Annotated in this window: 23 protein-coding genes; 15 read left to right on the top strand and 8 right to left on the bottom strand. The window is 63.7% G+C overall.

All coding sequences use genetic code 11. The annotated features are described in order from the left end of the window. Positions 1–175: 175 nt before the first annotated feature. The 8 genes from DWF74_RS30095 (at position 176) to DWF74_RS30060 (ending at position 8,905) form a co-directional block, all read left to right on the top strand. Positions 176–535 (top strand): response regulator, encoded by a 360-nt coding sequence (locus tag DWF74_RS30095; protein ID WP_102865187.1) that lies wholly within the window; start codon positions 176–178, stop codon positions 533–535. A gap of 85 nt (positions 536–620) precedes the next feature. After that, a complete protein-coding gene (locus DWF74_RS30090; protein WP_115582372.1) occupies positions 621–1,919 on the top strand; it encodes a glycosyltransferase in 1,299 nt (432 codons plus the stop codon). A gap of 177 nt (positions 1,920–2,096) precedes the next feature. Further along, positions 2,097–3,002, top strand: coding sequence for an AraC family transcriptional regulator (locus DWF74_RS30085; RefSeq protein ID WP_102865190.1), 906 nt, complete (start codon positions 2,097–2,099; stop codon positions 3,000–3,002). A 220-nt stretch (positions 3,003–3,222) separates the two neighbouring features. After that, a complete protein-coding gene (gene efeU / locus DWF74_RS30080; RefSeq protein ID WP_115582371.1) occupies positions 3,223–4,071 on the top strand; it encodes an iron uptake transporter permease EfeU in 849 nt (282 codons plus the stop codon). Positions 4,072–4,081: 10 nt separating this feature from the next. Continuing rightward, positions 4,082–5,281 carry an iron uptake system protein EfeO gene (gene efeO / locus DWF74_RS30075; RefSeq protein ID WP_115582370.1) on the top strand — a complete coding sequence of 400 codons (1,200 nt, stop codon included), beginning with the start codon at positions 4,082–4,084 and terminating at the stop codon, positions 5,279–5,281. Between the two features lie 15 nt (positions 5,282–5,296). Further along, positions 5,297–6,610, top strand: a complete 1,314-nt coding sequence (gene efeB / locus DWF74_RS30070; RefSeq protein WP_115582369.1) for an iron uptake transporter deferrochelatase/peroxidase subunit — start codon at positions 5,297–5,299, stop codon at positions 6,608–6,610. Positions 6,611–6,645: 35 nt separating this feature from the next. Continuing rightward, complete coding sequence (gene efeO / locus DWF74_RS30065; protein WP_102865194.1) at positions 6,646–7,470, top strand: iron uptake system protein EfeO; 825 nt, start codon at positions 6,646–6,648, stop codon at positions 7,468–7,470. A gap of 235 nt (positions 7,471–7,705) precedes the next feature. Next, on the top strand, positions 7,706–8,905 hold the full coding sequence (locus tag DWF74_RS30060; RefSeq protein ID WP_102865195.1) for an MFS transporter: 1,200 nt from the start codon (positions 7,706–7,708) through the stop codon (positions 8,903–8,905). Positions 8,906–9,139: 234 nt separating this feature from the next. On the opposite strand, the gene pssA is transcribed toward DWF74_RS30060, so the two are convergent. Further along, positions 9,140–10,483: a CDP-diacylglycerol--serine O-phosphatidyltransferase gene (gene pssA, locus DWF74_RS30055; RefSeq protein WP_102865196.1), complete on the bottom strand. Its 1,344-nt coding sequence runs from the start codon at positions 10,481–10,483 to the stop codon at positions 9,140–9,142. Between the two features lie 235 nt (positions 10,484–10,718). Between pssA and DWF74_RS30050 the strand changes: the two genes are divergently transcribed. Both DWF74_RS30050 and DWF74_RS30045 read left to right on the top strand, forming a co-directional pair. Further along, positions 10,719–11,282, top strand: coding sequence for a TetR/AcrR family transcriptional regulator (locus tag DWF74_RS30050; protein ID WP_102865197.1), 564 nt, complete (start codon positions 10,719–10,721; stop codon positions 11,280–11,282). 58 nt (positions 11,283–11,340) lie between these two features. Then, a complete protein-coding gene (locus DWF74_RS30045) occupies positions 11,341–11,820 on the top strand; it encodes a DUF1348 family protein (protein ID WP_016965720.1) in 480 nt (159 codons plus the stop codon). Between the two features lie 96 nt (positions 11,821–11,916). Here the strand turns inward: DWF74_RS30045 and sfnG are convergent, their stop codons facing one another. Further along, on the bottom strand, positions 11,917–13,011 hold the full coding sequence (sfnG, locus tag DWF74_RS30040) for a dimethylsulfone monooxygenase SfnG (RefSeq protein WP_102865199.1): 1,095 nt from the start codon (positions 13,009–13,011) through the stop codon (positions 11,917–11,919). Positions 13,012–13,388: 377 nt separating this feature from the next. Here sfnG and DWF74_RS30035 point away from each other — a divergent pair, with 377 nt between their 5' ends. Together DWF74_RS30035 and DWF74_RS30030 are read left to right on the top strand one after the other, a co-directional pair. Further along, positions 13,389–14,624, top strand: coding sequence for an acyl-CoA dehydrogenase family protein (locus DWF74_RS30035; RefSeq protein ID WP_115582368.1), 1,236 nt, complete (start codon positions 13,389–13,391; stop codon positions 14,622–14,624). A gap of 321 nt (positions 14,625–14,945) precedes the next feature. Then, positions 14,946–15,725 carry a TSUP family transporter gene (locus DWF74_RS30030; protein WP_011061548.1) on the top strand — a complete coding sequence of 260 codons (780 nt, stop codon included), beginning with the start codon at positions 14,946–14,948 and terminating at the stop codon, positions 15,723–15,725. On the opposite strand, the gene nudC is transcribed toward DWF74_RS30030, so the two are convergent. The 4 genes from nudC to DWF74_RS30010 form a co-directional block, all read right to left on the bottom strand. Further along, positions 15,693–16,523, bottom strand: a complete 831-nt coding sequence (nudC, locus tag DWF74_RS30025; protein WP_102865201.1) for an NAD(+) diphosphatase — start codon at positions 16,521–16,523, stop codon at positions 15,693–15,695. The two genes, DWF74_RS30030 and nudC, sit on opposite strands and share 33 nt — an antisense overlap. Positions 16,524–16,529: 6 nt before the next feature. Beyond that, positions 16,530–17,342 carry a crotonase/enoyl-CoA hydratase family protein gene (locus DWF74_RS30020; RefSeq protein ID WP_102865202.1) on the bottom strand — a complete coding sequence of 271 codons (813 nt, stop codon included), beginning with the start codon at positions 17,340–17,342 and terminating at the stop codon, positions 16,530–16,532. A 254-nt stretch (positions 17,343–17,596) separates the two neighbouring features. Next, positions 17,597–18,901, bottom strand: coding sequence for an ATP-binding protein (locus DWF74_RS30015; RefSeq protein WP_102865203.1), 1,305 nt, complete (start codon positions 18,899–18,901; stop codon positions 17,597–17,599). 4 nt (positions 18,902–18,905) lie between these two features. After that, positions 18,906–19,607, bottom strand: coding sequence for a response regulator transcription factor (locus DWF74_RS30010; protein ID WP_102865204.1), 702 nt, complete (start codon positions 19,605–19,607; stop codon positions 18,906–18,908). A gap of 202 nt (positions 19,608–19,809) precedes the next feature. On the opposite strand from DWF74_RS30010, the gene DWF74_RS30005 reads away from it, so the two are divergent. Both DWF74_RS30005 and DWF74_RS30000 read left to right on the top strand, forming a co-directional pair. Then, a complete protein-coding gene (locus DWF74_RS30005) occupies positions 19,810–20,964 on the top strand; it encodes an efflux RND transporter periplasmic adaptor subunit (protein WP_102865205.1) in 1,155 nt (384 codons plus the stop codon). A gap of 10 nt (positions 20,965–20,974) precedes the next feature. Continuing rightward, positions 20,975–24,073: an efflux RND transporter permease subunit gene (locus DWF74_RS30000; protein WP_102865206.1), complete on the top strand. Its 3,099-nt coding sequence runs from the start codon at positions 20,975–20,977 to the stop codon at positions 24,071–24,073. Between the two features lie 72 nt (positions 24,074–24,145). Here DWF74_RS30000 and DWF74_RS30845 read toward each other — a convergent pair whose 3' ends face one another. Further along, on the bottom strand, positions 24,146–24,271 hold the full coding sequence (locus tag DWF74_RS30845) for a hypothetical protein (protein WP_016965043.1): 126 nt from the start codon (positions 24,269–24,271) through the stop codon (positions 24,146–24,148). 58 nt (positions 24,272–24,329) lie between these two features. Continuing rightward, positions 24,330–25,280 carry a LysR family transcriptional regulator gene (locus tag DWF74_RS29995; RefSeq protein ID WP_102865207.1) on the bottom strand — a complete coding sequence of 317 codons (951 nt, stop codon included), beginning with the start codon at positions 25,278–25,280 and terminating at the stop codon, positions 24,330–24,332. On the opposite strand from DWF74_RS29995, the gene DWF74_RS29990 reads away from it, so the two are divergent. Next, positions 25,274–26,476, top strand: coding sequence for a TauD/TfdA family dioxygenase (locus tag DWF74_RS29990; protein WP_240321987.1), 1,203 nt, complete (start codon positions 25,274–25,276; stop codon positions 26,474–26,476). The genes DWF74_RS29995 and DWF74_RS29990 overlap by 7 nt on opposite strands. The last annotated feature ends 2 nt before the right edge of the window (positions 26,477–26,478 follow it).

The following is a 26,478-nucleotide window of genomic DNA, read 5'->3' as shown; positions in this document are numbered from 1 at the left end:
GTTCACAACTGCGATTGGACCTGCCCTGGGACAAGGGAAGCGGTTATTCTTGCCGGCGCTTGTACAACAGCCTTTTTCTGTACAGCTTCGGGAACTTGTGGCCAGTCGCCACTTACTGATGCACAGGGTCGCCTGTCGCAGCGCCCCGTACCACCCACTTCTTGAGAGAGTCCCTATGCCCGCCAGCGTCTCCACCATCCTAGTCGTCGAAGACGATGCCATCGTGCGCATGCTGATTGTCGATGTTCTCGAAGAGCTCGAATTCAGCGTCCTGGAGGCTGATGGCAGTGACGCCGCGCTGAGCCTGTTGGAAAACCCGCAACAGACCATCGACCTGCTGATGACCGATGTCGGCCTGCCCGGCATGAACGGCCGTGAACTGGCCGAACGCGCCCGGCAATTGCGTCCGCACCTGCCGGTGCTGTTTGCCAGCGGCTATGCCGAGTCCATCGACGTGCCTGCCGGCATGTCGGTGATCGGCAAGCCCTTCTCCATCGACCAGTTGCGGGACAAGGTGCGCAGCATCCTCGGTTGAGCCCGGCAGCGGCCTGATCCGCCGCTGGCGCGCTGTGGTTTAATGGCGGCCTTTTTTTGCCCTTGCCTGCCAGGAATCGCCCCTCATGAGTCCCACCGCCGCAACCAAAGTCCTGATCATTGGTTACGTCTGGCCCGAACCCCGCTCCTCCGCCGCCGGCGGGCACATGATGCAGATCCTCCAGAGTTTCCTCGACCAGGGCTGGGAGCTGACCTTCAGCAGCCCGGCCAAGGAGGGCGAACACAAGGAGGACCTCGCGGCCCTGGGTATCCGCGAATGCCCGATCGAGCTCAACAACAGCAGTTTTGACCGCTTTGTCGCCGAACTGGCCCCGGACATCGTGCTGTTCGACCAGTTCATGATGGAGGAACAGTTCGGCTGGCGGGTCGAGCAACACTGCCCGAATGCCCTGCGGGTCCTGGAAACCTCGGATTTGCAATGCCTGCGCCATGCCCGGCACCAGCGCCTCAAGGATCAGCTCAAGGCCTGCGCCGACGAAGATGACTTCAGCGCTCTGTTCACCCAGGCCGCGGCGCAAGAGTTCCAGCACATGGCCGACACCGACCTGGCCAAGCGCGAGATCGCCGCCATCTACCGCTGCGACCTGAGCCTGATGATCTCCGAGGTGGAGATCGAACTGCTGGTGCAGCAGTTCCGCCTGCCACCGGCGCTGCTGCACTGGTGCCCGTTGATGCTGGAACAACTGCCGCAGGACTTCCCGCCCTTCGAACAGCGGGCGCACTTCCTCAGCATCGGCAATTTCCGCCACGCGCCAAACTGGGACGCCGTGCTCTGGATGAAAAACCGCGTGTGGCCATTGATCCGCCAACAACTGCCCGGCGCCCAGTTGCACCTGTACGGCGCCTACACACCGCCCAAGGCGGCAGCCCTGCACAACCCGGCCCAGGGTTTTTACATCATGAACTGGGCGCAAGACGCGCTGCAGGTGATGAGTGCCGCGCGGATCTGCCTGGCCCCCCTGCGTTTTGGCGCCGGGATCAAGGGCAAGCTGCTGGACGCCATGCTCTGCGGCACGCCCAGCGTCACCACGCCGGTGGGCAGTGAATCCATGTCCCAGGATGGCCTGCCCTGGCCTGGCGCGGTGGCCGAATCGGCCAGCGCCCTGGCGGCCGCGGCCGTGCGCCTGTACCAGGACCAACAGTTGTGGGAACAGGCCCAGACCGATGGCCGGCGGTTGCTTGAGGCGCGCTACCGCCAGCAAGTCCACGGCCCGGCCCTGATCCAGCGCCTGCAAGACTGCCGCCAGCACCTGGAACAATTGCGCCGGGACAACTTCACCGGCGCCATGCTGCGACACCACCATCACAAGAGCACCCAATACATGGCGCAATGGATCGAAGCCAAGAACCGCCCTGCCCCATGACCTCCTCCTACGGGCGAGACACGAAAACTCCATGCAGGAGCCGGCTTGCCGGCGAAGAGGCCCACAAGCCCTGCATCGCCCTCTAGGACGCCTTCGCTGGCAAGCCAGCTCCTACTGGTGCGCGGGCGGGGCACAAGGCATTATCAGCGCGGCCAACAACAAGAACAGTCCCGCGCCATGAGTCGAACCGGCAAGATCAGCGACCCCTCCTACGAGTTGATGGACGACCATAACGGCCTGTCGATCATCTATCGCCAGCACGGCTTCCCCTGCCCCCTGGTGCGCTGGCACTTCCACAAGGAATACGAACTGCACCTGATCGTCGCCAGCTCCGGCAAGGTGTTCATCGGCGACTACATTGGCAACTTCTATCCGCAGACGCTGTTCCTGACCGGCCCCAACCTGCCCCACAACTGGATCAGCCAGGTGGCCGAGGACGAGGTCGTGGCCAAGCGCGACATGCTGGTGAACTTCACCGACGAACTGTTCGACAGCGGCAGCCAGGTGTTCACCGAACTGAAGAACCTCAGCCCACTGCTGGAGCGGGCGCAATACGGTATCGAGTTCCGCTGCAAGCACACCATCGCCCAGGCCCTGCCCCTGATGCAGCGCATTGCCGATTCCAGCGGCATCACCCGCCTCGGCCACTTTTTCATCCTCATGGAACTGCTGGCGGCCTGCGACGACTATCAACTGCTGTCCGGCGCCACCCGTGTGCAACTGGCGGACGAACACAGTGTCGATCGCACCAACCGTGCCGTGGACTACATCTTTGCCCACTACGCCCGAGAGCTGCCCCTGGAGGAAGTGGCCCAGTACCTGGGGATGAAGCCCACCTACTTCTCCCGGGTGTTCAAACAGGCCACGGGGCGCTGCTTCATCGAGTTCGTCAATCGCCTGCGGATCAGCAAATCCTGCGAACTGCTGGCCGATGGCGACAAGCCGGTGACCGATGTGTGCTTCGAATCGGGATTCAACAACATCTCCAACTTCAATCGCCGCTTCCAGCAACTCAAGGGCATGACCCCTTCCCACTACCGCCGCCTGGCGGTGCAACGCCTGACCGAGCAGAACCTGGGCTGATCGCCCCGCCCCGTAGCAGTTGGCTTGCCAGCGAAGGCGGTCCAACGTCCTGCACAAGGCTCAGGGGCCTCTTCGCCGGCAAGCCGGCTCCTACAGAGCGCGAACACTGGTAAATAAATCTCGTTCAGCCTTCGTTCAGCAGTTGTCAATAATCTTCATTTGGCAATGAGTATCATTATGTTACAAGTTAGCTCCCTACCCATTGCCCCGCCGGTGCTGAATGCTTGTTCCATTTCTGATCATGCTGCGCGAAGGGATTGAAGCCGCGCTTATCGTTGGCATCATCGCCAGCTACCTGAAGCAGACCGGCCGTGGCCAGTGGATGCCCGCGGTGTGGATCGGAGTGTTTCTCGCCGCAGCCCTGGCCCTGCTGGTGGGCGGCGGCCTGGAGCTGATGAGCGCCGAATTCCCGCAAAAGCAGCAGGAACTCTTCGAGGGCATCGTCGGCCTGGTGGCCGTAGGCATCCTCAGTTCCATGGTGTTCTGGATGCGCAAGGTGGCGCGCTCGATCAAGCACTCCCTGCAAGCGTCCCTGGACCAGGCCCTGGCTGGCTCCCGGCATCAGCTCATCGCGCTGATCGCCATGGTGTTCTTCGCCGTCGCCCGGGAAGGCCTGGAAACCGTGTTCTTCCTGTTGGCGGTGTTCCAGCAGAGCGAAGGCCCGGGCGCGCCGCTCGGCGCCCTGCTGGGGCTGATCATGGCGATCATCGTCGGTTTCCTGATCTATACCGGCAGCATGCGCCTGAACCTCGCCGCCTTCTTCCGCTGGACCGGGCTGTTCATCCTGGTGGTGGCCGCCGGCATCCTCGCCAACTCGGTGCAGGCCCTGCATGAAGCCGGAGTCTGGAACCACCTGCAGAGCGTGCTCTTCGATGTCAGCGCCAGCCTGCCCATGGATGGCCCTTTGGGCTCGGTGCTGGCCGGCATGTTCGGCTACCAGGACGCGCCCACCCTCAGCACCTTAGGCGCCTATGTGCTGTACCTGGGCGTGACCCTGGTGCTGTTCTTCCTGCCCGGCGGCGCCCCGGCCAAGGCGCCCGGCTCAGCATCTTCCGTTTCCAGTCAGTAAGGCTCCCTCAATGACTCAGCAAGCCTCTCCCCAGGCCTCGCCGCCCCGCGCCTTGCGCTGGGCGGTTGCCGGCTCGGTGATCGTCATGATCGCCGCCGGCGGGCTGTTCTATTACGCCTCGCAACGGGCCGCCAACAAGCGCCAGGCACACCAGGGCGAAATCACCGTGACCCTCCATCCCCATAGCTGTGAGCCCAACGCGCTGACGGTGCCGGCAGGTCACGCCAGCTTTCGCATCGTCAACCGCTCGGACCGCGCCGTGGAATGGGAAATCCTTGATGGCGTGCTGGTGGTCGAGGAGCGGGAGAACATCGCTCCGGGCCTGAGCCAGGTGATCAACGCCACCCTGCAACCGGGTGATTACGCCATCACGTGCGGGCTGCTGAGCAACCCGCGCGGCACCCTGCACGTGACCCCGACCGCGCAGTCCGAGGCCCAGGCCAAGGCCCGGCCTTCGATGTTGGCCTTTATCGGCCCACTGGCGGAATTCCGGGTTTACCTGAGCACCCAGGGCGGTGCCCTGATCAAGGCGGTGAAGGCTCTGCAACAGGCCATCGATGCCGGTGACCTGAAGCAGGCCCAAGCCCTGTACCTGCCGGCCCGCGCCGCCTACCAGCAACTGGCCCCGGCCGCCCAGCGCCTGGCCGAGCTGGACAACGCCATCAACGCCCGCGCCGACTATTTCGAACAGCGGGAACAGGACCCGGGCTTCAGCGGCTTCCACCGCCTGGAATACGGCCTGTTCCAGAAACGCGACCTGGCCGGCCTGGCTCCGGTCGCGAAGCAGCTGTCCAGCGACGTCTCGCGCCTCAAGGAGCAACTGCTGGCCCAAACCCTGCCGCCCGAACAACTGGTGAGCATCGTCGCACGCAACCTGCGCAGCCTTGCCGACCTGCGGGCCAGCAGCGGCGAGGAAGAACGCTACAGCCACAGCGACCTCAACGGCTTTGCCGCCAACCTGGCGACCACCCGCAAGGTCATCGACCTGCTGCGCCCCTTGCTGGCCAAGTCCGCTGCCCGGTTGTTGCCCCAGGTCGACAACGCCGCGAACGCCCTGGACACCCGTCTCGCCAGCCTGCGCGACGGCTTCGGCTACCTGGACTACGACAAGGTCAGCGCCGCACAACGCAAAGAGATCGCCGACAAGGCCAAGGCCCTGGCCGACACTCTCGACGCCATCGATCCCGCACTCGGCCTCTCCGGCCTGTAACCAGACGAGTTTTCAATGAACGATTCCGATCCATCCAACCCGTGCTTTTGCGCCCAGCGCCGGCGTGTGCTGCTGGGCATGGGCGCCGCCGGCATGGCCCTGGCCGGCAGCAGCCTGAGTGGCCCGGCCATGGCCGCCGGCGCCGCAGCCCAGGTCACCCAGGCCCCCAGCAGCGACAGGACCCAGGACCGCCACGACTACCACGGCCAGCACCAGAGCGGCATCGTCACCCCGCGCCCGACCTCGGGCATGCTGGTGTCCTTCGATGTGCTGGCCAGCGACCGCGACGACCTGGAGCGACTGTTCCGTACCCTCGACGAGCGCATCGCCTTTCTCATGAGCGGCGGGCCGGTGGCCCAGGTCGACCCGAAACTGCCGCCCCTGGATTCCGGCATCCTCGGCCCGGTGGTGCCCCCGGACAACCTGACCATCACCGTGTCGGTGGGCGAATCGTTGTTCGACGAACGTTTTGGCCTGGCCGCCGCCAAACCCAAGCGCCTGATCCGCATGGTGGGTTTTCCCAACGATGCCCTGGAGCCGGCCTGCTGTCATGGCGACCTGAGCCTGCAGTTCTGCTCCAACACCGCCGACACCAATATCCACGCCCTGCGCGACATCGTGAAGAACCTCCCCGACCTGCTGCTGGTGCGCTGGAAGCAGGAAGGCAGCGTGCCGCCCCAGGCGCCGGCCAAGCCCGGGGAGCCGGCGCAAAGCGCGCGCAACTTCCTGGGCTTTCGCGACGGCTCGGCCAACCCCGACTCCAATGACCAGCAAGCCATGCAACAGATCGTCTGGGTCCAGCCCGGCAGCGACGAACCGGCCTGGGCAACCCACGGCAGCTACCAGGCGGTACGGATCATCCGCAATTTTGTCGAGCGCTGGGACCGCACCCCGCTGCAGGAGCAGGAAAGCATCATCGGCCGGATCAAGACCACGGGCGCGCCCATGGATGGCCAGAAGGAAACCCAGGTCCCCGACTACGCCCGTGACCCCCACGGCAAGCTGACCAAGCTCGATGCCCACATCCGCCTGGCCAACCCGCGCACCCCACAGACCCGGCAGAACCTGATCCTGCGCCGGCCGTTCAACTACTCCAATGGGGTCAACAAGAACGGTCAGCTGGACATGGGCCTGCTGTTCATCTGCTACCAGGCGGACCTGGAAAAAGGCTTTATCGCGGTCCAGACCCGCCTCAACGGCGAGCCTCTGGAGGAGTACCTCAAGCCTACCGGCGGCGGCTATTTCTTCAGCTTGCCAGGGGTCACCGGCGCCGGCGATTTCATCGGTCGCTCGTTGCTCGAAGCCACCCGACCGAACACCACCGCCTGAACCCCATGACACTTCAACCCCCACGGAAAAGTCCCATGAAAAAGTCGCCTCTCGCTGTGTTGCTGACCCTTGGCTTGCTCCACGCTCCACTGTCGGCGTTCGCCGCCGCTGCGCCCCTGGAGCTGGTGGGGCCGATCTCCGATTACAAGATCTACGTCACCGAGCAGCTCGATGAACTGGCCAGCCACACCCAGCAATTCACCGATGCGGTGAAACAGGGCGACCTGGCCAGCGCCAGGAAGCTCTACGCACCGACCCGGGTGTACTACGAGTCGATCGAGCCCATCGCCGAACTCTTCAGCGACCTGGACGCCGCCATCGACTCCCGGGTCGACGACCACGAGCAAGGCGTCAAGGCCGAAGACTTCACCGGCTTCCACCGCCTGGAATATTCGCTGTTCTCGGAAAACAGCACCGAAGGCCTGGGCGAGCTGGCCGACGGCCTGAACAAGAACGTCAAGGACCTGCAAACCCGCGTCGCCGGCCTGACCTTCCCACCGGAAAAGGTCGTGGGGGGTGCCGCCGCGCTGCTGGAGGAAGTGGCCGCGACCAAGATCTCCGGAGAAGAAGACCGCTACAGCCACACCGACCTCTACGACTTCCAGGGCAACATCGACGGCGCAAAGAAAATCGTCGACCTGTTCCGTGGGCAGATCGCGAAACAGGACCCGGCCTTTGTCGCCAAGGTGGACAAGAACTTCGCCACGGTGAACAAGATCCTCGCCAAGTACAACACCCCGGACGGCGGCTTCATGACCTACGACAAGGTCAAGGAAAACGACCGCAAGGCCCTGATCGGTCCGGTCAACACCCTGGCCGAAGACCTCTCCACCCTGCGCGGCAAACTGGGCCTGAACTGAGCCCACCCTCACTTGAGCCAGCTCATGCAGGAGTTGGCGGGTGCAGGCATTGGCTGGCCAGCCAAAGCGACGCCCAGAACAACACAGGCCCCAATGGCTTCTTCGTCCTGGTCGCCCGCTTCGCCGACCAGCCGGCGCCTCAAGGGTGCTGCCATCACCGACGCAGATAAGGCTGGGCGGTTGCCGGTTATCCCGATAACGTTCACGGCCCAACGGCTTTCATGGAAGACCCACTATGTCTCGCTCCACAGCAGCGGCCACGCCGCTGGCTGCCAAACCCTTCTCGCTGCTGCCGCTGATGGCCGCCTACATGGCCTGCACCATGTCGATGATGGCCTTCGTCTCGCTGATCGGCCCGATCTCCCGGGCCCTGCATCTGGAAACCTGGCATGCGGGCGCCGCCGTGACCGTTTCCGGGGTGATCTGGATGCTCCTGGCACGCCCCTGGGGCCAGGCCAGTGACCGCTTCGGCCGGCGTCGGGTGCTGCTGCTGGGCACGGCCGGCTTCACCCTCGCCTACTGGGCCCTGTGCCTGTTCATCGACCTGTCGCTGCAGTCGCTGCCCAGCGTCGCCATGGCCTTTCTCGGCCTGATGCTGGGCCGCGGGCTGATCGGCGCCTTTTATGCGGCGATCCCGGTGGGCGGCTTCGCCCTGATCGCCGATAACGTCGAACCCCAGCACCGCGCCCGCGCCATGGCCACCCTGGGCGCCGCCAACGCCGTGGGCTTGGTGGTGGGTCCTGCGGTGGCCGCCTTGCTGGCCCGCTACAGCCTCAGCCTGCCGTTCTACGCCATGGCGCTGCTGCCGTTGCTGGCCTTTGTGGTGCTGCGCTACCAGTTGCCACGCCAGGAACTGCACCTGGCCCAGGCCCCGACGCGGGTGCGCCTGGGCGACCCACGGCTGCGCCGGCCGATGGTGGTGGCCTTTGTCGCCATGCTCTGTGTGTCGATTGCCCAGATCACCGTCAGCTTCTACGCCCTGGACCGGCTGCGCATGAGCCCCGCCGATGCCGCCCAGACGGCCGGGGTGGCCCTGGCCATGGTCGGCGTAGCGCTGATCTGCGCGCAATTGGTGGTGCGCAAGCTGGAGTGGCCGCCGCTGCGGATGATCCGCTACGGCGCCCTGCTGTCGGCGCTGGGCTATGCCGGCAGCATGCTGGTGGACAGCGCCTGGGGCCTGTGGCTGGCGTTCTTTGTCTCGGCGGCGGGCATGGGTGGGGTGTTTCCATCGTTCTCGGCACTGGCGGCCAATGCCGTAGAGGCCTCGGAACAGGGCGCGACTGCTGGCAGCATCGGCGCGGCCCAGGGCCTGGGCGTGGTCATCGGCCCCATGGCCGGCAGCCTGATCTACGCCATCGAACCGCGCCTGCCCTACCTGCTGGCGGCGGTGTTGCTGGTACTGATCGCCATCTGGCCAACCCCCCGATCCCTGTAGCCGCTGCCGCAGGCTGCGAACGGCTCTGCAAGAGGCGTCGTTCTTCGGAGCGCTGAAGGTCCTGCGGACCTTTGCGCAGCCTCGCAGGCTCGGCAGCGGCTACAGGTGTTATCGCACAGCTTTTGTAGCCGCTGCCGCAGGCTGCGAACAGCTCTGCTGGAGGCGTCGTTCTTCGGAGCGCTGAAGGTCCTGCGGACCTTTGCGCAGCCTCGCAAGCTCGGCAGCGGCGACAGGCTACAGCATGCGGTAGAGCAGGCGTTCGATGCGCACCCGGCTGACCCGACGCAGGAACTTGCCCACCGCCTCGGGGTAGTCCACCAGGCTGTCCAGGTACTGGAAGTGCTCGATGCGCCGGGTATGGCGGTAGATCTCGGCCTGTTCGGCACGACGCGCCTCCAGCAACTCGCCCTTGGGATCGTCCAGCAACAGGGCGTTCTCCAGGTCCAGGCGGAAGGCCCGGGGATTGAGGTTGTTACCGGTGAGCAAGGTGTAGCGCTCATCCACCCACAGGCCCTTGAGGTGGTAGGTGTTGTCGCCGTCACGCCACAGGTGCAGGTTGAGCAGGCCGCTGTCGATGACTTTCTGGTGGCGCTTGGCAAAGCGTCGCAGGCTGATCTCGTACAGGTAAGGCAGAGCCGCGATGACCTTGAACGGCTCGCTGGGCGGGATGTAGAAGTCGTTGGCGGTCTTGTCGCCGACAATGATGTCGATCTTTACCCCGCGCTCCAGGGCCCGATTGATTTCCCGGGTCACCACCAAGGGCAGGTTGAAATACGGGGTGCAGATGGTCAGTTGCTGGCGGGCCCCGGCGATCAGTTCGCAGATGATCCGGTTCAGCGGGTTGCCCTTGCCGACACCGAGCAACGGACTGACCGACAGCCCGCTCTTGTCCAGGCCACCAGCGGTGGTGTCGTAGGTGGCGTGCTTGAGTCGACTGCGCAGGTCGCCGATGTCGTTACGCAGACTGCGAGTGGTCGGCAGGTTCGGCAGGTCCAGGCGATGTACCGCCCGCGACGCCACCAGCCCGTGCTGCACCAGATGGTGCATGGAGTCGGCCAGGGCGCGGTTGTGCAGCAGGTGGTAACGGTCGAAGCGGTACTTGTCGAACTTGTGCAGGTACACGTTGTTCAGGCTGGCGCCGCTGTAGAGCACGCAATCGTCGATCACGAAGCCCTTGAGGTGCAGGACCCCGAACAGCTCCCGGGTCTGCACCGGCACGCCGTAGATCGGCACTTCGGTAGCGTGGGTACGGGTCATTTCCTGATACCAGGCCGAGTTGCCCGGCTGCTTGCCGGCGCCGATCAGGCCGCGCTGGGCCCGCAGCCAGTCCACCACCACAAGCACCTCGAGTTCCGGGCGCGCGGCCTTGGCGGCATGCAGGGCATCGAGGATTTCCTGACCGGCCTCATCCTGCTGCAGGTACAGCGCGACGATATAGATACGCCGCCGGGCCTGGGCAATTTGCTCGAGCAGAGTGCGACGAAATTGCGCAGCGCCAGTCAGAGTGGTGAAGGCTTCGGCAGCCAGGGGGAAGCTGCGCAGTTTGGGCAGCAAGGAACGTTTGAAAAGCGACGGCATAGGGCTCGCAGTGGCTCAAATCCAAAGAGCGCAAGAGCTTACACCATGGAACAGGCTGAGTCCCCTGCCAGCCCGTTCTGAAGTAACCGGCTTGCCGGCGCAAAGCATCTTGAGTCTTGCACAGCCCAGGAAATTACCTTGGCCAGCAAGCCAGCACCTGTGAGAAAGACCGCTGAATATAAAAGTTTGAACAACAGGATTGACCAAGGAGAACGATCGTTCTACTCTTTGCCCCATGAACGAAATCACTCCCTCTGAAACACGCGACATCATCCTCGACGTCACCGAGAAGCTGATCTACAAGAGCGGCATTGCCGCCACTGGCATGGATCTGTTGGTGAAGACCGCCGGGGTCTCGAGAAAGAGCGTCTATCGCTATTTCAGCAACAAGGACGAACTGGTGGTGGCCGCCCTGGAACGTCGTGACCAGCGCTGGATGCACTGGTACAGGACTGAAGTGGGCAAGGCCGAAGGCTCTGCACAGCGGCTGCTGGCGCTGTTCAGCGTACTCAGGGACTGGTTCGGGTCCGAAGGTTTCCGCGGCTGCGCCTTTATCAACACCAGTGGCGAGACCGGCGATCCCCAGGACCCGGTGCGCCAGGTGGCCAAACAACATAAACAGAAACTGCTCGATTACGTGACCGAGCTTTGCCAGGAACATGGCGTGCAACATCCCAAGGAACTGGCAGCGCAACTGCTGATCCTGATCGATGGCGCCATTACCGTTGCCCTTGTCATGGGCGATCACAGTGCTGCTGATAATGCGCAATGCATGGCGCGAAAGTTATTGGACCTCTGATTGTTTTAAACAAGAGCAACTGCTTTGTTTGAACAGCAACTTTTATTGGAGACAAGTCATGTCGTCTAACGCTCAAGTGCGCCCGCCCCTTCCACCTTTCACTCGCGAGTCGGCGATTGAAAAGATCCGTCTGGCCGAAGATGGCTGGAACTCCCGGGACCCGGAACGGGTATCCCTGGCGTATACCCTGGACACCCAATGGCGCAACCGCGCCGAGTTTGCCCACAACCGCGAAGAGGCCAAGGCCTTCCTCGCCCGCAAATGGGCCAAGGAACTGGATTACCGCCTGATCAAGGAACTCTGGGCCTTTACCGACAACCGCATCGCCGTGCGCTACGCCTATGAATGGCATGACGATTCGGGCAACTGGTTCCGCTCCTACGGCAACGAGAACTGGGAGTTCGACGAACAAGGGCTGATGGCCCGGCGTTTTGCCTGCGTCAACGACATGCCGATCAAGGCAACCGAGCGCAAATTCCACTGGCCCCTGGGCCGGCGCCCGGATGACCATCCAGGCCTCAGCGACCTGGGCCTGTAACCCCTCCCACACCACCTGGGAACTGGCTTGCCAGTGAAGAAGTCTCCAGCCTTGCATCAGGCTGGTGAACCTCTTCGCCGGCAAGCAACGCGGGGTTCACGCCGCGGCTTCTTGCTCCTTGAGCAGGGCCTGGGCTTCCAGCTCGCGCACCAACGGCAGTACGCGCTGGCCGAAATACTCAACTTCCTCCTGAAAATGCAGGAAGCCCGCCAGGACCAGATCCACCCCCACCGCCTTCAAGGCGACAATCCGCTGGGCAATCTGCTGCGGGGTGCCGATCAGGTTGGTCTTGAAGCCGTCGTTGTATTGCACCAGGTCCTCGAAGCTGGACTTGGCCCAGTTGCCCTCACCCTCCGGTGAGGCCTTGCCGGCCTGCTTGGCTGCATCGCCAAAGGCATTCACCGCCTCCGGATCGGCCTTGTCGATAATCTCCGCCAGCACCGCCCGGGCTTCTTCCTCGGTGTCCCGGGCGATCACAAAGGCATTCACCCCGACTTTCACCGAATGCTGGTTGGCGGCGGCCTTGGCGCGAATATCGTCAACCTGGGCCTTGATGCCCTCCACGCTGTTGCCATTGGTGAAGTACCAGTCCGACACCCTCGCGGCCATGTCCCGGGCCGCCCGCGAACTGCCGCCCTGGAAGATTTCCGGTTGCCCCAGGGGCTTGGGTTTGAGGCTGTAATTGTCGAAGCGATAGAAGTCCCCCTTGAAGGTGAAGTGGTCCTGGCTCCAGATCCCGCGCAGGGAACGGATGAACTCCTCGGAGCGGCGATAACGCTCATCGTGTTCGAGCCAGTGCTCGCCGATGGCCTGGAACTCGCCCTTGAACCAGCCGCTGACAATGTTTACCGCGATGCGGCCGTTGGTCAGTTGATCGATGGTCGCCAGTTGCTTGGCCGCCAGGGCCGGTTGCCAGGGCCCGGGCAGGATCGCCGCGATCACCTTGAGCTTGTCGGTTGCCGCCAACAGCGCATGGCTGAAGGCCACCGACTCATGCTGATATTCGGCGCCGTAGCCGGCGGTGAAACGGATCTGCGTCAGGGCATATTCAAAGCCCGCCGCTTCGGCGATCTGCGCCAGCTTGCGGTTGTAGTCGATGCCCCAGTGGGTGCGCTGTTCGATCTTGCTCACCACCAGCCCGCCACTGACATTAGGCACCCAATAAGCAAATTTGACGGCTTGCTGACTCATGGTTCGGTCCTCGGGACTGATTAAGGTGCAAGGACCAGAGCAGCAAGCGTGCCAGCGCCCGACAGCGCCGGCGCAAGCCTTGTTCCGGAGCCCGGGCAAGGCACAGCCCCGCGGCGCAGGGCCAGGCCCGCAGCGGCTTGCCAGGGTTGCAGGGGCGACTTCGTTGCCCCCTGCAAGTACCACTTGCAACAGCTGCGACAGGCCATCCAAAAAACCCGCAATCAACCGATTTGTTGATCAACTGTTGCCCGGACAACAGTTGCCGGATGCTCGTGCCCGCCCGCGCCCAGGCAAACCGGCACTGGGGATTCCGGCATGCTGTGTGCAATCAGCTTCGACACCTACCGTTTTTTACTGCCTGCCCCAGGAGCCACACCATGACCGAACATCAGGTAATCAATCCGCTGTCCGTAGGCGTCGACTACGAAGCCCTGGCCGAGCGCTTCCGGCCAATCTTCCAGAAGATCGCCGCCGGTGCCGTGGAGCGCGAGCACAGCCGTACCTTGCCTTATGAACCTATCCAATGGCTCAAGGAGGCCGGCTTCGGCGCGCTACGGGTGCCGGTGGAATACGGTGGCGGCGGCGCCTCCCTGCCCCAGCTGTTTCAACTGCTGATCGAGCTGGCCGAGGCCGATGCCAATGTGCCCCAAGCCCTGCGCGGCCACTTCGCCTTTGCCGAGGATCGTCTCAATGCGCCCCCTGGCCCGGCCCGGGACCTGTGGTTCAAGCGTTTTGTCGAGGGCGATATCGTCGGCTGCGCCTGGACTGAAATCGGCGCGGTGGAGATTGGCCAGGTGATCACCAAGGTGACGCCGGACGGCGACAAATGGCGCCTCAATGGCGAAAAGTTCTACAGCACCGGCAGCATTTTCTCCGACTGGATCGATGTCTACGCCCAGCGCAGCGATACCGGCGGCGATGTGATTGCCGCCGTAAGGACTCGCCAGAGCGGCATCCAGCAGAGCGATGACTGGGACGGTTTCGGCCAGCGCACCACCGGCAGTGGCACCTCGCGCTTTACCGACGCCGAAGTGGAGGCCGAGAACCTCATCGACTTCACCACCCGCTTCAAATACCAGACCGCCTTCTATCAACTGGTGCTGCTGGCGACCCTGTCCGGGATCGGCCGCGCTGCACTGCGCGATGTGGCTCACGAAGTGCGGGTGCGCAAGCGCATCTACAGCCATGGCAACGCACCGCAGGTCAGCGCCGACGCCCAGGTGCAGCAGGTGGTGGGCGAGATTGCAGCCCTGGTGTATGCCGCCGAGGCGGCGACAGTCCGGGCAGCGGCACCGGCGCAACGAGCGTACCTGGCGCGCTTTGCCGGGGATCAGGTGAAGGAACGTGAAGCCAATGTGGCCGCGGAAATCGAATCGGCCACGGCCCAGGTGGTGGTGAGCGAGCTGATCCAGCGCGCCACCAGCGAACTGTTCAATGCCCTGGGGGCTTCGGACATTCGCCAGGGCAAGGCCCTGGATCGGCATTGGCGCAATGCGCGGACCGTGTCGTCCCATAACCCGGTGATCTACAAGGCACGGATTGTCGGTGATTGGCGTATCAACGGCAGCGAACCGCCCTTTGTCTGGCAGATCGGCAACGGCCCGCAACGCTGACCCTTCCCTGCGCCGTCCGTAGGAACTGGCTTGCCAGCGAAGGCGCCCTCCGGTCGTGCACAAGGCTCAAGGGCTCATTCGCCGGCAAGCCGGCTCCTACGCTTTGCGGGCCCTGCGCCGTCCGTAGGAGCTGGCTTGCCAGTGAGGGCGCCCTCCGATCGTGCGCAAGACTCAAGGGCTCACTCGCCGGCAAGCCGGCGCCTGGGATAGGGGTACCAGACCAAGGTCGAGGCGGTCGCGCAGCGGGCAGGGTTGCAGGTAAGATGGCGACCTTTCGCGCAGCCCCCTTTTGCGCTTCCCGCCGAACAATAAGCCGAATCCATGCCCTTCGAACTCAGCGTAGACCTGACCACCCTCGCCATTCTCGCCCTCGTAGCGTTCATCGCCGGTTTCATCGACGCCATCGCTGGCGGCGGCGGGCTGCTCACCACGCCGGCCCTGCTGACGGCCGGGCTGCCGCCGCACTTGGTCCTGGGTACCAACAAGCTCAGTTCGACCTTCGGTTCCGCCACCGCCAGCTTCACCTTCTATCGCCGCAAGCTGTTCCACCCCCGGCAATGGACCCACGCTATTGTTGGTACCTTGGTGGGGGCGCTGACCGGGGCCATCGTCGCCCATTACCTGCCGGCCGAGTGGCTGAACAAGATGCTGCCGGTGATCGTCTTCGCCTGTGGCCTGTACCTGCTGTTCGGCGGCACGCCCAAGGCGCCGCTGGACAGCGACGCACCCATCAAGAAGAAGTGGCAATCGAGCCAGGGCTTCAGCCTGGGCTTCTATGACGGCGTGGCTGGGCCCGGCACCGGGGCGTTCTGGACCGTGAGCAGCCTGCTGCTCTACCCCATCGACCTGGTCAAGGCCAGCGGCGTGGCCCGCAGCATGAACTTCGTCAGCAACATCGCAGCGCTGTCGGTGTTCGTGTTCTCCGGGCAGGTGGACTGGATCATCGGCCTGTGCATGGGCCTGTCGGTGATGGTCGGGGCGTTTTTCGGCGCACGCACCGCCATCAGCGGTGGTGCCAAGTTCATTCGCCCGGTGTTCATCACCGTGGTCCTGGGGTTGACCGTGCGCCTAGCCTGGCAGCACTGGTTCAGCGTGGCCTAGACGGCGCGCCACATAGAGGTCGATCAGGTAGCGGGCAATCGAGCGCGAGGCCGGCAACGGCGGCAGCGCGTGCACGTTGAACCACTGGGCATCCTCGATCTCGTCTTCCTGGGGGATGATCTCGCCAGCGGCGTATTCGGCATGGAAGCCCAGCATCATCGAATGCGGGAACGGCCAGCACTGACTGCCCACGTACTGGATGTTCCTGACCTCGATGCTCACCTCTTCGCGCACTTCGCGGATCAGGCAATCCTCCGCCGACTCACCGGGCTCGGCAAAGCCGGCCAGGGTGCTGTAGACACCCGTAACGAAACGCGGAGAACGGGCCAGAAGAATCTCGTCGCCCCGGGTGATCAGCACGATCATGCTCGGTGAAATGCGCGGATAGGCTCGCAGATCGCAGGGCTCGCAATACATTGCCCGCTCCCCCGGCACTTGCCGCGTGGCCCGGCCGCAACTGCCGCAAAAGCGATGTTCCCGGGCCCAGGTGCCGATCTGTGCGGCGTAGCCCAGGACCTTGTACAGGGTGTGATCGCCCTCCAGCATGAAGGCTCGCAGGCTTTTCCAGCGACAGCCCGGCACCTCGGCGCGGCCACTGAGTTCCAGCAGGTACACCGGCTCGCCATCGAGGTGGCCGATGCCGTGTTCCGCCAGCAGCGGCAGGTCCTGGCCCTTGAGCCAGTGCCGCGGAAACAGCGCGCCGTTGTCGTCATGGAGAAAGCCTTCCGGGCCGCGGGCCACGGCCCAGCCGCCAGGAAGGTCGGTGTCGAGTACTGCGGTGGTCCAGCGTGCAATCATCGTCAATCAATCCAGAAATTCGGGTTTCTGTTTGCTCATGTGGGCGGCAATGGCCACACGCAAGTCGTTGGACTGCAACATGGCGGCGTTCCAGGTGGCGACATATTCCAGGCCGTCATCGATCCGGTGGTCACGCATGTAGCTGAGCATTTCCTTGGTGCCGCTGACCGCGATCGGCGATTTGGCGGCAATCTCCCGGGCAATCTCCATGACCCCGTCCAGCAGGCTGGCGGCATCGCTGTAGGTGCGGTTGACCAGGCCGATGCTGCGCGCTTCCTCGGCACCGAAGGTGCGCCCAGTGTAGGCCAGCTCGCGCAGCATGCCGTCGCCGATGATGCGTGGCAAACGTTGCAATGTGCCGACATCCGCCGCCATGCCGATATCGATTTCCTTGATGGAGAACTGGGCATCGTCAGCGGCATAGCGCATGTCGCAGGCGCTGATCAGGTCGATGGCGCCCCCCAGGCAATAGCCCTGGATGGCCGCCAGCACTGGCTTGCGGCAGTTGTCCACGGCGGTGAAGGAGGATTGCAACTGGAGAATCTTGCGCCTTAGCAGACGGGCGTTGCGGCCCACGTCCTTGCCCAGTTCGTTGGCCACGCCGGCCAGCAGCATCAGGTCTATACCTGAGGAAAAATGCTTGCCGGCGCCACTGAGCACCACCACCCGCACCGCATCGGTGTCATCGATCCAGCGGAAGATCTCGACGATCTCGCTCCAGAACGCGGCGTTCATGGCATTGATCTTTTCCGGCCGATTGATCTGCACATGGGCGATGTTGTCAGCGAGTTCGACGCGAAAGGCTTGGTATTCGGACATGGCAGTGATCCTTTACTGGGCGGAAAATGAGGGCCGAACTATAGCAAGTGGTGGCAGCGCCCCGTAAGGCAGCGCATTGGCCAAAAACGGGACTGGCCGCAGGCTGGCGCGCGTCCTTGAAGGCACGCCGGTTTGTGTAGCCGCTGCCGCAGGCTGCGAACGGGCCCTGAGGGCACGCTGGAGCAGACGCCGCGTTGCTCCAGCTGCGTCGCCGATCGCAGGTTCGGCAGCGGCTAAAAGGCCGGGGGCGCCGTTCAGCGGGTGGTCGGGGGCGGCAGGCTCAGGCGAAAACGCGCGCCACCCAGGGGCGAGGCTTCCACGGTCAGGGTGCCGTCCTGGGCTTCCAGGGCCCGGCGGCTGATGGCCAGGCCCAGGCCGAATCCGCCGGTGGCGCGGTCGCGGCTGCGGTCCAGGCGGTAGAAGGGTTCGAATACCCGCTCGCGCTCGTCGTCAGGAATGCCGATGCCGTCGTCGTCGACCCAGATTTCACACCCCTCGTCGCTGACCAGCACGCCCACCTGAATGCGTTTCTCACAGTAACGGGTGGCATTGCGCAGCAGGTTCTGCAGGGCCCGGGCAGTCAGCCGCGGGTCCAGGGTGAAACGCTCCAGGGTGCCGTGCAACAGGACATCGATGACGATGTCCGATTCCAGTTCATCGTCGACGCTGCCGAGGATGCTGTCGATGAACTCGTCCAGCGACACCTCGACCTGCTCCGGCAGGCAGGCCGGATTCTGCAGGCGGCTGTAGGACAGCAGCTCCAGCACCAGTTCATCCAGTTCACGAATATGCGCCACCAGCCCTTGCAGACGCTCGCGGCTGGCGGCAGGCAGATCGTCGGAGAGCACCAGGGCCAGGCCGAAGTCCAGTCGGGTCAAAGGCGTGCGCAACTCGTGGGACACCGCATTGAGCAAGTCCCGCTGCTGGTTCAGGAGTTGCTCGATGTCCCCGGCCATGGTGTCGAAGACATGGGCCAGGCTGCCGATGTTGGAGCTGCCGGGCAGTTGCGTGCGTTCACTCAAGTGGCCCTTGCCGAAGCGCTCGGCGGTGCGCTTCAAGCGTTCCAGATCGCGCCAGTGGGGCCTGACCCAAAGCAGCAGGCAGGCCAGCAGCACCGCGACGATCAGCACATTGATGCTCCAGTACAGCAGGTTGACGTCCAGAGGGTCCGGCGGCACCACCAGCTTCACCGCCAGCTGGTCATCCAGCGGCGACACTGCCAGTGTGCGCCAGCCCCAGTCTCCCAGGCGCACGACCTTCTCGCCGCGTTCCAGGCGCTCACGCTCGTAAAGGCTGAAGTCCGGATCGTCGATGCGCACCAGAGCCACCTGCAGCGGGTGGAACTCTTCGTCCATTTCCTCGGCCAGGGTCGGCCACTGGGACGCAGGCAGGGCGCGAAACTGCTTGACGATCAAGCTCTGCAGCCCCCGGGACTGATCCAGGTTGTAGTCCAGGAAACGCTCGTGGAAGACCTTGATCACCAGGTCGGGAATCAGGTAGATCGCTGCGCTGAAGGCGACGATGGTGATCAGGTACAGCCGGATCAGGATGCGCAGCATGGACTCAGCATTCCCACTCGGAACGGCTGAACAGATAGCCCTTGCCCCAGACGGTCTTGATCTTGCGCGCCTCGCCGGCATGGTCGTCGAACTTGCGTCGCAGCTTGGAGATGGCCACGTCCACCGAGCGATCGGTGCCGTTGAACTCGATGCCCCGCAGGCGCTGGAGGATCTGGTCGCGACTGAGCACTTCACCGGCATGTCGGGCCAGCACCACCAGCAGGTTGTACTCACCGCTGGACAGTTCCACCAACTGCTCGCGCCAGGTCACGGTGCGCTCGGAGAGGTCGATGCACAGGTTGCCCATGAGGATCTGGTCGCTGGCGGTCTGGGGCTCACTCAGGCTGCTGCGGCGCAACAAGGTACGCACCCGTGCCAACAGCACTCGCGGTTCGCAAGGTTTTGTCACATAGTCGTCGGCGCCCATTTCCAGACCCAGGACCTGATCATGGCTATCATCGCGCGCGGTCAGCATCAGGATCGGCAAAGTCGCCGAGTCGGCGCGCAACAAACGGCAGACCTGCAAACCGTCCAGCCCCGGCAACATCAGGTCGAGGATCACCAGGTCCGGCGGATTGGTCTTGGCCCGCTCCCGCACCTGATCGCCACGACTGATCACACTGACTTGATAGCCATTGCGCTCCAGATAACTGGCAATCAGTTCCGAGAGGGCGGAGTCGTCTTCGACGAGAAGAATATTGGGCATGAGCTGAGGTCTTTATTGAAGAAATACAGAGTACCGGCGTTTCTTATAGAGCACCGGCTACAACCAGCGAGGCGCCAAGGATATACAACAGCGGCAGCCCGGGCGCGCCCGCTTCACACTTTTTCACACAGCACCTACACAGCTTCACAGCGGGCCTTGACCCATGCCCTTAGCATGCCGAGGTCATTATTGGGGTATCAGCATGTCGAATAAACTCTTCGCGCCACTCTGCCTGTTGGTTCTGGCAGGGGCGCTGAGCGCCTGCGGCCAAACCGAAGGCGAACAGACACCACCGACCGCCACGGTGCGGATCGAGACGATCCAGAGCCAGGCCCTGTCCATCACCAGCGAACTGAGCGGGCGCATTGCCGCACCGCGGATCGCCGAAGTCCGTGCCCGAGTGGCCGGGGTGGTGCTGCAACGGACCTTCCGCGAGGGTTCCGACGTCAAGCAGGGTGACGTGCTGTTTCGCATTGACCCGGCGCCCTTCCAGGCCGACCTGGACAGCGCCCGGGCCAACCTGCGCAAGGCCGAGGCCAGCGCCTTCCAGGCGCGCCTGCAGGAACAGCGCTTTGCCAAGCTGATCGCCGACCAGGCCATCAGCGGCCAGGAATACGACAACGCCCGGGCGACCCGGCGCCAGGCCGATGCCGAAGTCGCGGCCAATCAGGCCGCAGTCAAACGTGCCAGGCTCAATCTGGACTTCGCCACCGTTACCGCGCCGATTTCCGGTCGCGTCGGCCGCGCCCTGGTGACCGAAGGCGCCCTGGTGGGCCAGAACGAAACCACGCCTCTGGCGCTGATCCAGCAACTGGACCCGATCCACGCCGACCTGACCCAATCCACCCGTGAGCTCAATGATCTGCGCCGGGCCTTGCGGGCCGGGCACTTGCAACAGGTGGGCAAGGACCAGGCCAAGGCCACCCTGATCCAGGACGACGGCAGCCTCTATCCGTTGCCGGGCAAACTGCTGTTCGCCGACATCAGCGTCGACCCGAGCACCGGGCAGATCATCCTGCGTAGCGAGTTCCCCAACCCGGACCTCGATCTCTTGCCCGGCAGCTTCGTGCGCGTGCGCCTGGAGCAGGCCGTCAACCAGCAGGGCATCAGCGTGCCGCAACGGGCCATCCAGCGTGACAGCGCCGGCGTCGCCCAAGTGTTGCTGGTGAATGCCGAGAACCGTGTGGTGCAACACCCGGTGCAACTGGGCGGGGTACAGAAAGACCGCTGGATCGTCACTGAAGGGCTCAAGCCCGGTGACCGCATCATCGTCGAAGGCTTGCAGCACGCCCGTCCCGGCGAGCTGGTGCAGATCGACGACACGCCCCTTCCGCTCGCTCAGAATCCTGGCCAGTAGGTAGTACGACATGCCGCAATTCTTTATTGACCGCCCGGTATTCGCCTGGGTGGTCGCCTTCTTCATCCTGTTGGGTGGCGCCCTGGCGATTCCCCAACTGCCGGTGGCCCAGTACCCCAACGTGGCGCCGCCGCAGATCGAGATCTACGCGGTCTATCCCGGCGCCTCGGCACAGACCCTGGACGAATCGGTGGTCAGCCTGATCGAGCAGGAGCTCAATGGCGCCGATCACCTGCTGTACTTCTCCTCCCAGAGCAGCCTGGGCAGCGCCACCATCACCGCCACCTTCCAGCCCGGCACCAATCCGGAGCTGGCCCAGGTCGATGTGCAGAACCGCCTCAAGGCGGTGGAACCGCGCCTGCCCCAGGCCGTGACCCAGCAAGGCCTGCAGGTGGAGAAAGTCTCCGCCGGCTTCCTGTTGCTGATCACCCTGACCTCCAATGACGGGCGCCTCAACGATGTGGCCCTCAGCGACTACCTGGCGCGCAACGTGATGAACGAGATCCGTCGCGTGGACGGGGTTGGCAAGGCCCAGCTGTACGGCGCCGAACGGGCCATGCGCATCTGGGTCGACCCGCAGAAGCTGATCGGTTTCAACCTGACCCCGGCGGACGTCAATGCTGCGGTCGCGGCGCAGAACGCCCAGGTGCCGGCCGGCAGCATCGGCGACCTGCCCAACCCCTCCAGCCAGGAAATCACCGCGACCATTCTGGTCAAGGGCCAGTTGACCACCCCCGAGGAGTTCGCCGACATTGTCCTGCGGGCCAATCCCGACGGCTCTACGGTGCGCATCGGCGATGTCGCGCGGGTGGAAGTCGGCAGCCAGGAATACCAGTTCGGCACACGCCTGAACGGCAAGCCCTCCACCGCTGTTGGCGTGCAACTGTCCCCCGGGGCCAACGCGCTGAATACCGCGACCCTGATCCGCGCCAAGATGGACGAACTGTCGCGCTACTTCCCCACCGGGGTGGAATACAAGATCCCCTATGACACCTCGCCCTTCGTCAAGGTCTCGATCACCAAAGTGATCTACACCCTGATGGAAGCCATGGCCCTGGTGTTCCTGGTGATGTTCCTGTTCCTGCAGAACATCCGCTACACCCTGATCCCGACCCTGGTGGTGCCGGTGGCGCTGATGGGCACCTTCGCCACCATGCTGGCCCTGGGGTTCTCCATCAACGTGCTGACCATGTTCGGCATGGTGCTGGCCATCGGTATCCTGGTGGACGATGCCATCGTGGTGGTGGAGAACGTCGAGCGGATCATGGCCACCGAGGGCCTGTCGCCCAAGGAAGCCACGCGCAAGGCCATGAAGCAGATCACCGGGGCCATCATCGGCATCACCCTGGTGCTGGTGGCGGTGTTCATTCCCATGGCCTTCATGCCGGGTTCAGTGGGGGTGATCTACCAGCAGTTCTCCCTGTCCATGGCCACCTCGATCCTGTTCTCGGCCTTCCTTGCCCTGACCCTGACCCCGGCCCTGTGCGCCACCCTGCTCAAGCCCATCGCCGCCGGCGAGCACCATGAGCGCAAGGGCTTCTTCGGCTGGTTCAACCGGCGCTTCGAACGCCTGAGCAACCGCTACGAGGGCGGCGTGAGCTACGCCCTCAAGCGCACCGGCCGCTACCTGCTGATCTACGTCGCGCTGCTGGCGATCATGGCGCTGCTGTTCAGCCGCCTGCCCTCCTCGTTCCTCCCGGTGGAAGACCAGGGCTACACCATCACCGACATCCAGCTGCCGCCCGGGGCCAGCCAGAACCGCACGATCAAGGTGGTGGAACAGATCGAGGCGCATAACGCCGGCGAACCGGGGGTGGGCGACAGCACCATCATCCTCGGCTTCAGCTTCTCCGGTAGCGGACAGAACGCGGCCCTGGCCTTCACCACCCTCAAGGACTGGTCGCAACGGGGCAGCGACGACTCGGCCATGGCCATTGCCGACCGCGCCAACGGCGCCCTGAGTGCGATCAAGGACGCCGTGGTGTACGCCGTGCTGCCGCCGCCGATCGACGGCCTGGGCACCTCCAGTGGCTTCGAATTCCGTCTGCAGGACCGTGGCGGCGTCGGCCACGCCGCGCTGATGCAGGCCCGGACCGAGCTGCTGGCTGCCACGGAAAAGAGCCCGATCCTGGCCAACGTCCGCGAAAGCGCCCTGGCCGAAGCGCCCCAGGTGCAACTGGAAGTCGACCGCAAGCAGGCCAACGCCCTGGGCGTGTCCTTCGCCGATATCGGCAACCTGCTGTCCACGGCCCTGGGCTCGGCCTATATCAACGACTTCCCCAACCAGGGGCGCATGCAGCGGGTGGTGGTCCAGGCCGAAGGCGATCAACGCAGCCAGGTCGAGGACCTGCTGCGGATGAACGTGCGCAACAGCGCCGGCAAGATGGTGCCGCTGTCTGCTTTCGTCCGCGCCACCTGGACCCTGGGGCCGGCCCAGCTGACCCGCTACAACGGCTACCCGGCGATTGCCATTTCCGGCGAACCGGCTCCGGGCCACAGCACCGGTGAAGCCATGCAGGAAGTCGAGCGACTGGTGAGCCAGTTGCCCGCCGGCCTGGGCCTGGAGTGGACCGGTCTGTCGCTGCAGGAACGCCTCTCGGGCAGTCAGGCGCCGCTGTTGCTGGGCCTGTCGCTGCTGATCGTGTTCCTGTGCCTGGCGGCGCTCTACGAGAGCTGGTCGATTCCGACCTCGGTGCTGCTGGTGGTGCCCCTGGGGGTGCTGGGGGCGGTGCTGGCGGTGAGCTTGCGCGGGATGCCCAACGACGTGTTCTTCAAGGTCGGCCTGATCACCATCATTGGCCTGTCGGCGAAGAACGCGATCCTGATCATCGAGTTCGCCAAGAGCCTGTACGACGAAGGCCACGACCTGATCGACGCCACAGTGCAGGCAGCACGCCTGCGTCTGCGGCCGATCGTCATGACCTCCCTGGCCTTCATCCTCGGCGTGGTGCCCCTGGCCATTGCCACCGGCGCCAGTTCCGCCAGCCAGCAGGCCATCGGCACCGGGGTGATCGGCGGCATGATCACCGCGACCCTGGCGGTGATCTTCGTCCCGGTGTTCTTCGTGGTGGTCATGAAACTGGTAAAACGCGGTTCGTCCAAGGACTGAACCCAGACAAACGGGTCCCGATTCCGGGACCCGTTCCTTGCTTGATTGCCACGCTCAATCCAACCTCGAACGTCAGTCCTGCAACAGGCTGGTCAAACGCTCGCGAGAGGTCTCTGGCTCGCCTTCCACAGGCTGGGCAGAAGACAGGATGGGGGTGGAATAGAGCAACAGCAGAACCACAGCCAGACGCGTCAGCACGCTTTCGATCCTTGCTCGGGAAAGAGTCAATAATTCAGCGTCAAATTTAAACACATGGCTATGTGCCACTGCCAAGCATAATTTGTGCTGAGCCGCGTTTACATTCGAGGCTTTCACCTAAGTCGCGGATCATCTCCAGCAATGCCTTCACCCGCAGCGGCAAATTTCCGGCCGGGTACACCGCGTGCATCTGTGGGCTCTCACCGCTGCTGGAGGTGAGTTTGTACTCAGGACAAACCCGGATCAGGCGCCCCGCTGCCACTTCGGGCTCCGCCATCCAATCCGCCAAGCGGGCGATCCCGACGCCCGCCAGGGCTGCCTGGAATACCGCCAGACCGGAGCTGAAACGAAATTTGGGATGAACCCGAAAGCTGATGGCCTGCTCCTCACTGCGAAAATTCCACTCCTTGAGAATCCGTGGCGCCGTATGCAGGATCAGCGAATGCGCCTCCAGTGCCTCGATGGACTCGGGCATGCCGTTGCGCTCCAGGTAGCCGGGGCTGGCGTACAGATAACGTGAGTAACTCCAGAGCGCAAAGCCGATCAGGTCGCTGGATTGTGGAAACGCGCCGCGAATCGAGAAGTCCAGCTTGCTCTTGGCCGGATCGATGATCTCATCGGTGAAAATCACATCGATATTAACGTCTGGATAACGCTCGCAGTATTGCGCGATCAGCCGGGGCAATACCCCTTGTCCGAGAAACTCGGGGGCGGAAAAACGGATCCAGCCGGAGGCCAGGCCGCTGAGACCGGACAGGTCTTCATCCACCTCACGTTGCAGGTCGAGCATTTTGTACGCGTGGGGCAACAGGCATTCACCCGCTTCGGTCAAGCTCACGGCATTGGACGAGCGATTGAACAACTTGAGCCCCACACTTTCCTCCAGGGCTTGAACGGCACGGGTCAGCGCGCTGGGGGAGCGCCCCAGCGTCCGTGCCGCGGCGACGAAGCTGCGCTTGCGAGCCACGGTCGCGAAGGCTTCAAGTTCCCCCAACATATTCAATGCCACTGTCCACCTCATTGCATTTTTCACAACGCGGCATTGCAACACAAAAAAAGGCCCTTCCGTTAACCTTCCCGCTCAACCCACAAGGATGGGGCAAACAGGAGCGCAAGGACGTGTCAAAGCTGGATGAAGTAATCGGTAAAGCCGCAGCTTGTGTTGATGAAGTCACTCATGAATGGCTGGCAGAAAAATCAGTGACTTCGATCCGACGGGAGATACCGCAAATTCATCTGTCGCTCGAAGAACAACGCACACTTCAGGCCGGTCTGGCAGCGCTGGACGTGACCGATAGCGCCTCGGGTATCCGCCACATGCCGGCCCTGGGGCGGCTGCTGGAAAGTGCCCTGTGCCCGGAGAAAATCCAGCAGCTACGCAATTTTCCACAGGCCCGTGACGTGGCGATGATCGTGAGGGGGCTGCCGCTGGACCCGCAACTGCCGGCCACGCCCTATGACCTGGAGCCGGGTATCGAGAACCTATCGACGCTGGCCGGGGCTATCTTGTCCGTGCTGCAAACCCTGCAAACCCGCCCAGTGGCCTACGAGGGTGAAAGCGACGACACCGTGTTCCGTCACGTTTCGCCCAAGCACAAGCGAGAGACCGAAAAGAGTTCCTATGGCTCGCGCGCTGACCTGGGCATGCACGTTGACAACCCTCACCTGCCTTTGACCTGCGAACCCGTCTCGCAGTTGTCGGCCTGTCCGGAGTACCTGTCCCTGACCGGCCTGCGCTGCGAGCTTGATGTGCCGACGCGCATCGTCGCAATTGACGAGGTGCTGGCCATTCTGCCGGCCTGTGTCGAAGAGGAATTGTTACGACCGAACTTCACTGTTCGCCGACCGGCCTCCTTCGGCAAACAGGGGAATGTGCTGGAAAACGTCCCCTTGCTGTACAGAAGCGCAACCGATGGCCTGTATTGCCGCTACAACAAAGCGAGTGTCGAAGCGACCTGCGCCAATGCGCAGTTTGCCCTCCAACTGTTCGCTGCCGCCGCCAATCATCCCGATGTCGTGCACCACATACTGCTGCAACCAGGGGACATGCTGATCTTCAAGAACCAGCAAACCCTGCATGCCCGAGATGGTTTTACCCCCCGTTACGACGGCCGTGATCGCTGGATGTTGCGGGTCTTCGGGGTCAATGATCCGGCACGCGTAGTGCCGCTGGCCCCTCATCAACCCTACATAGGCAGAGCCTGATT

The organism is Pseudomonas protegens (assembly GCF_003363755.1).
Classification (GTDB): Bacteria; Pseudomonadota; Gammaproteobacteria; order Pseudomonadales; family Pseudomonadaceae; genus Aquipseudomonas; species Aquipseudomonas danubii.
This window is presented reverse-complemented; position numbering and strand designations above follow the sequence as displayed.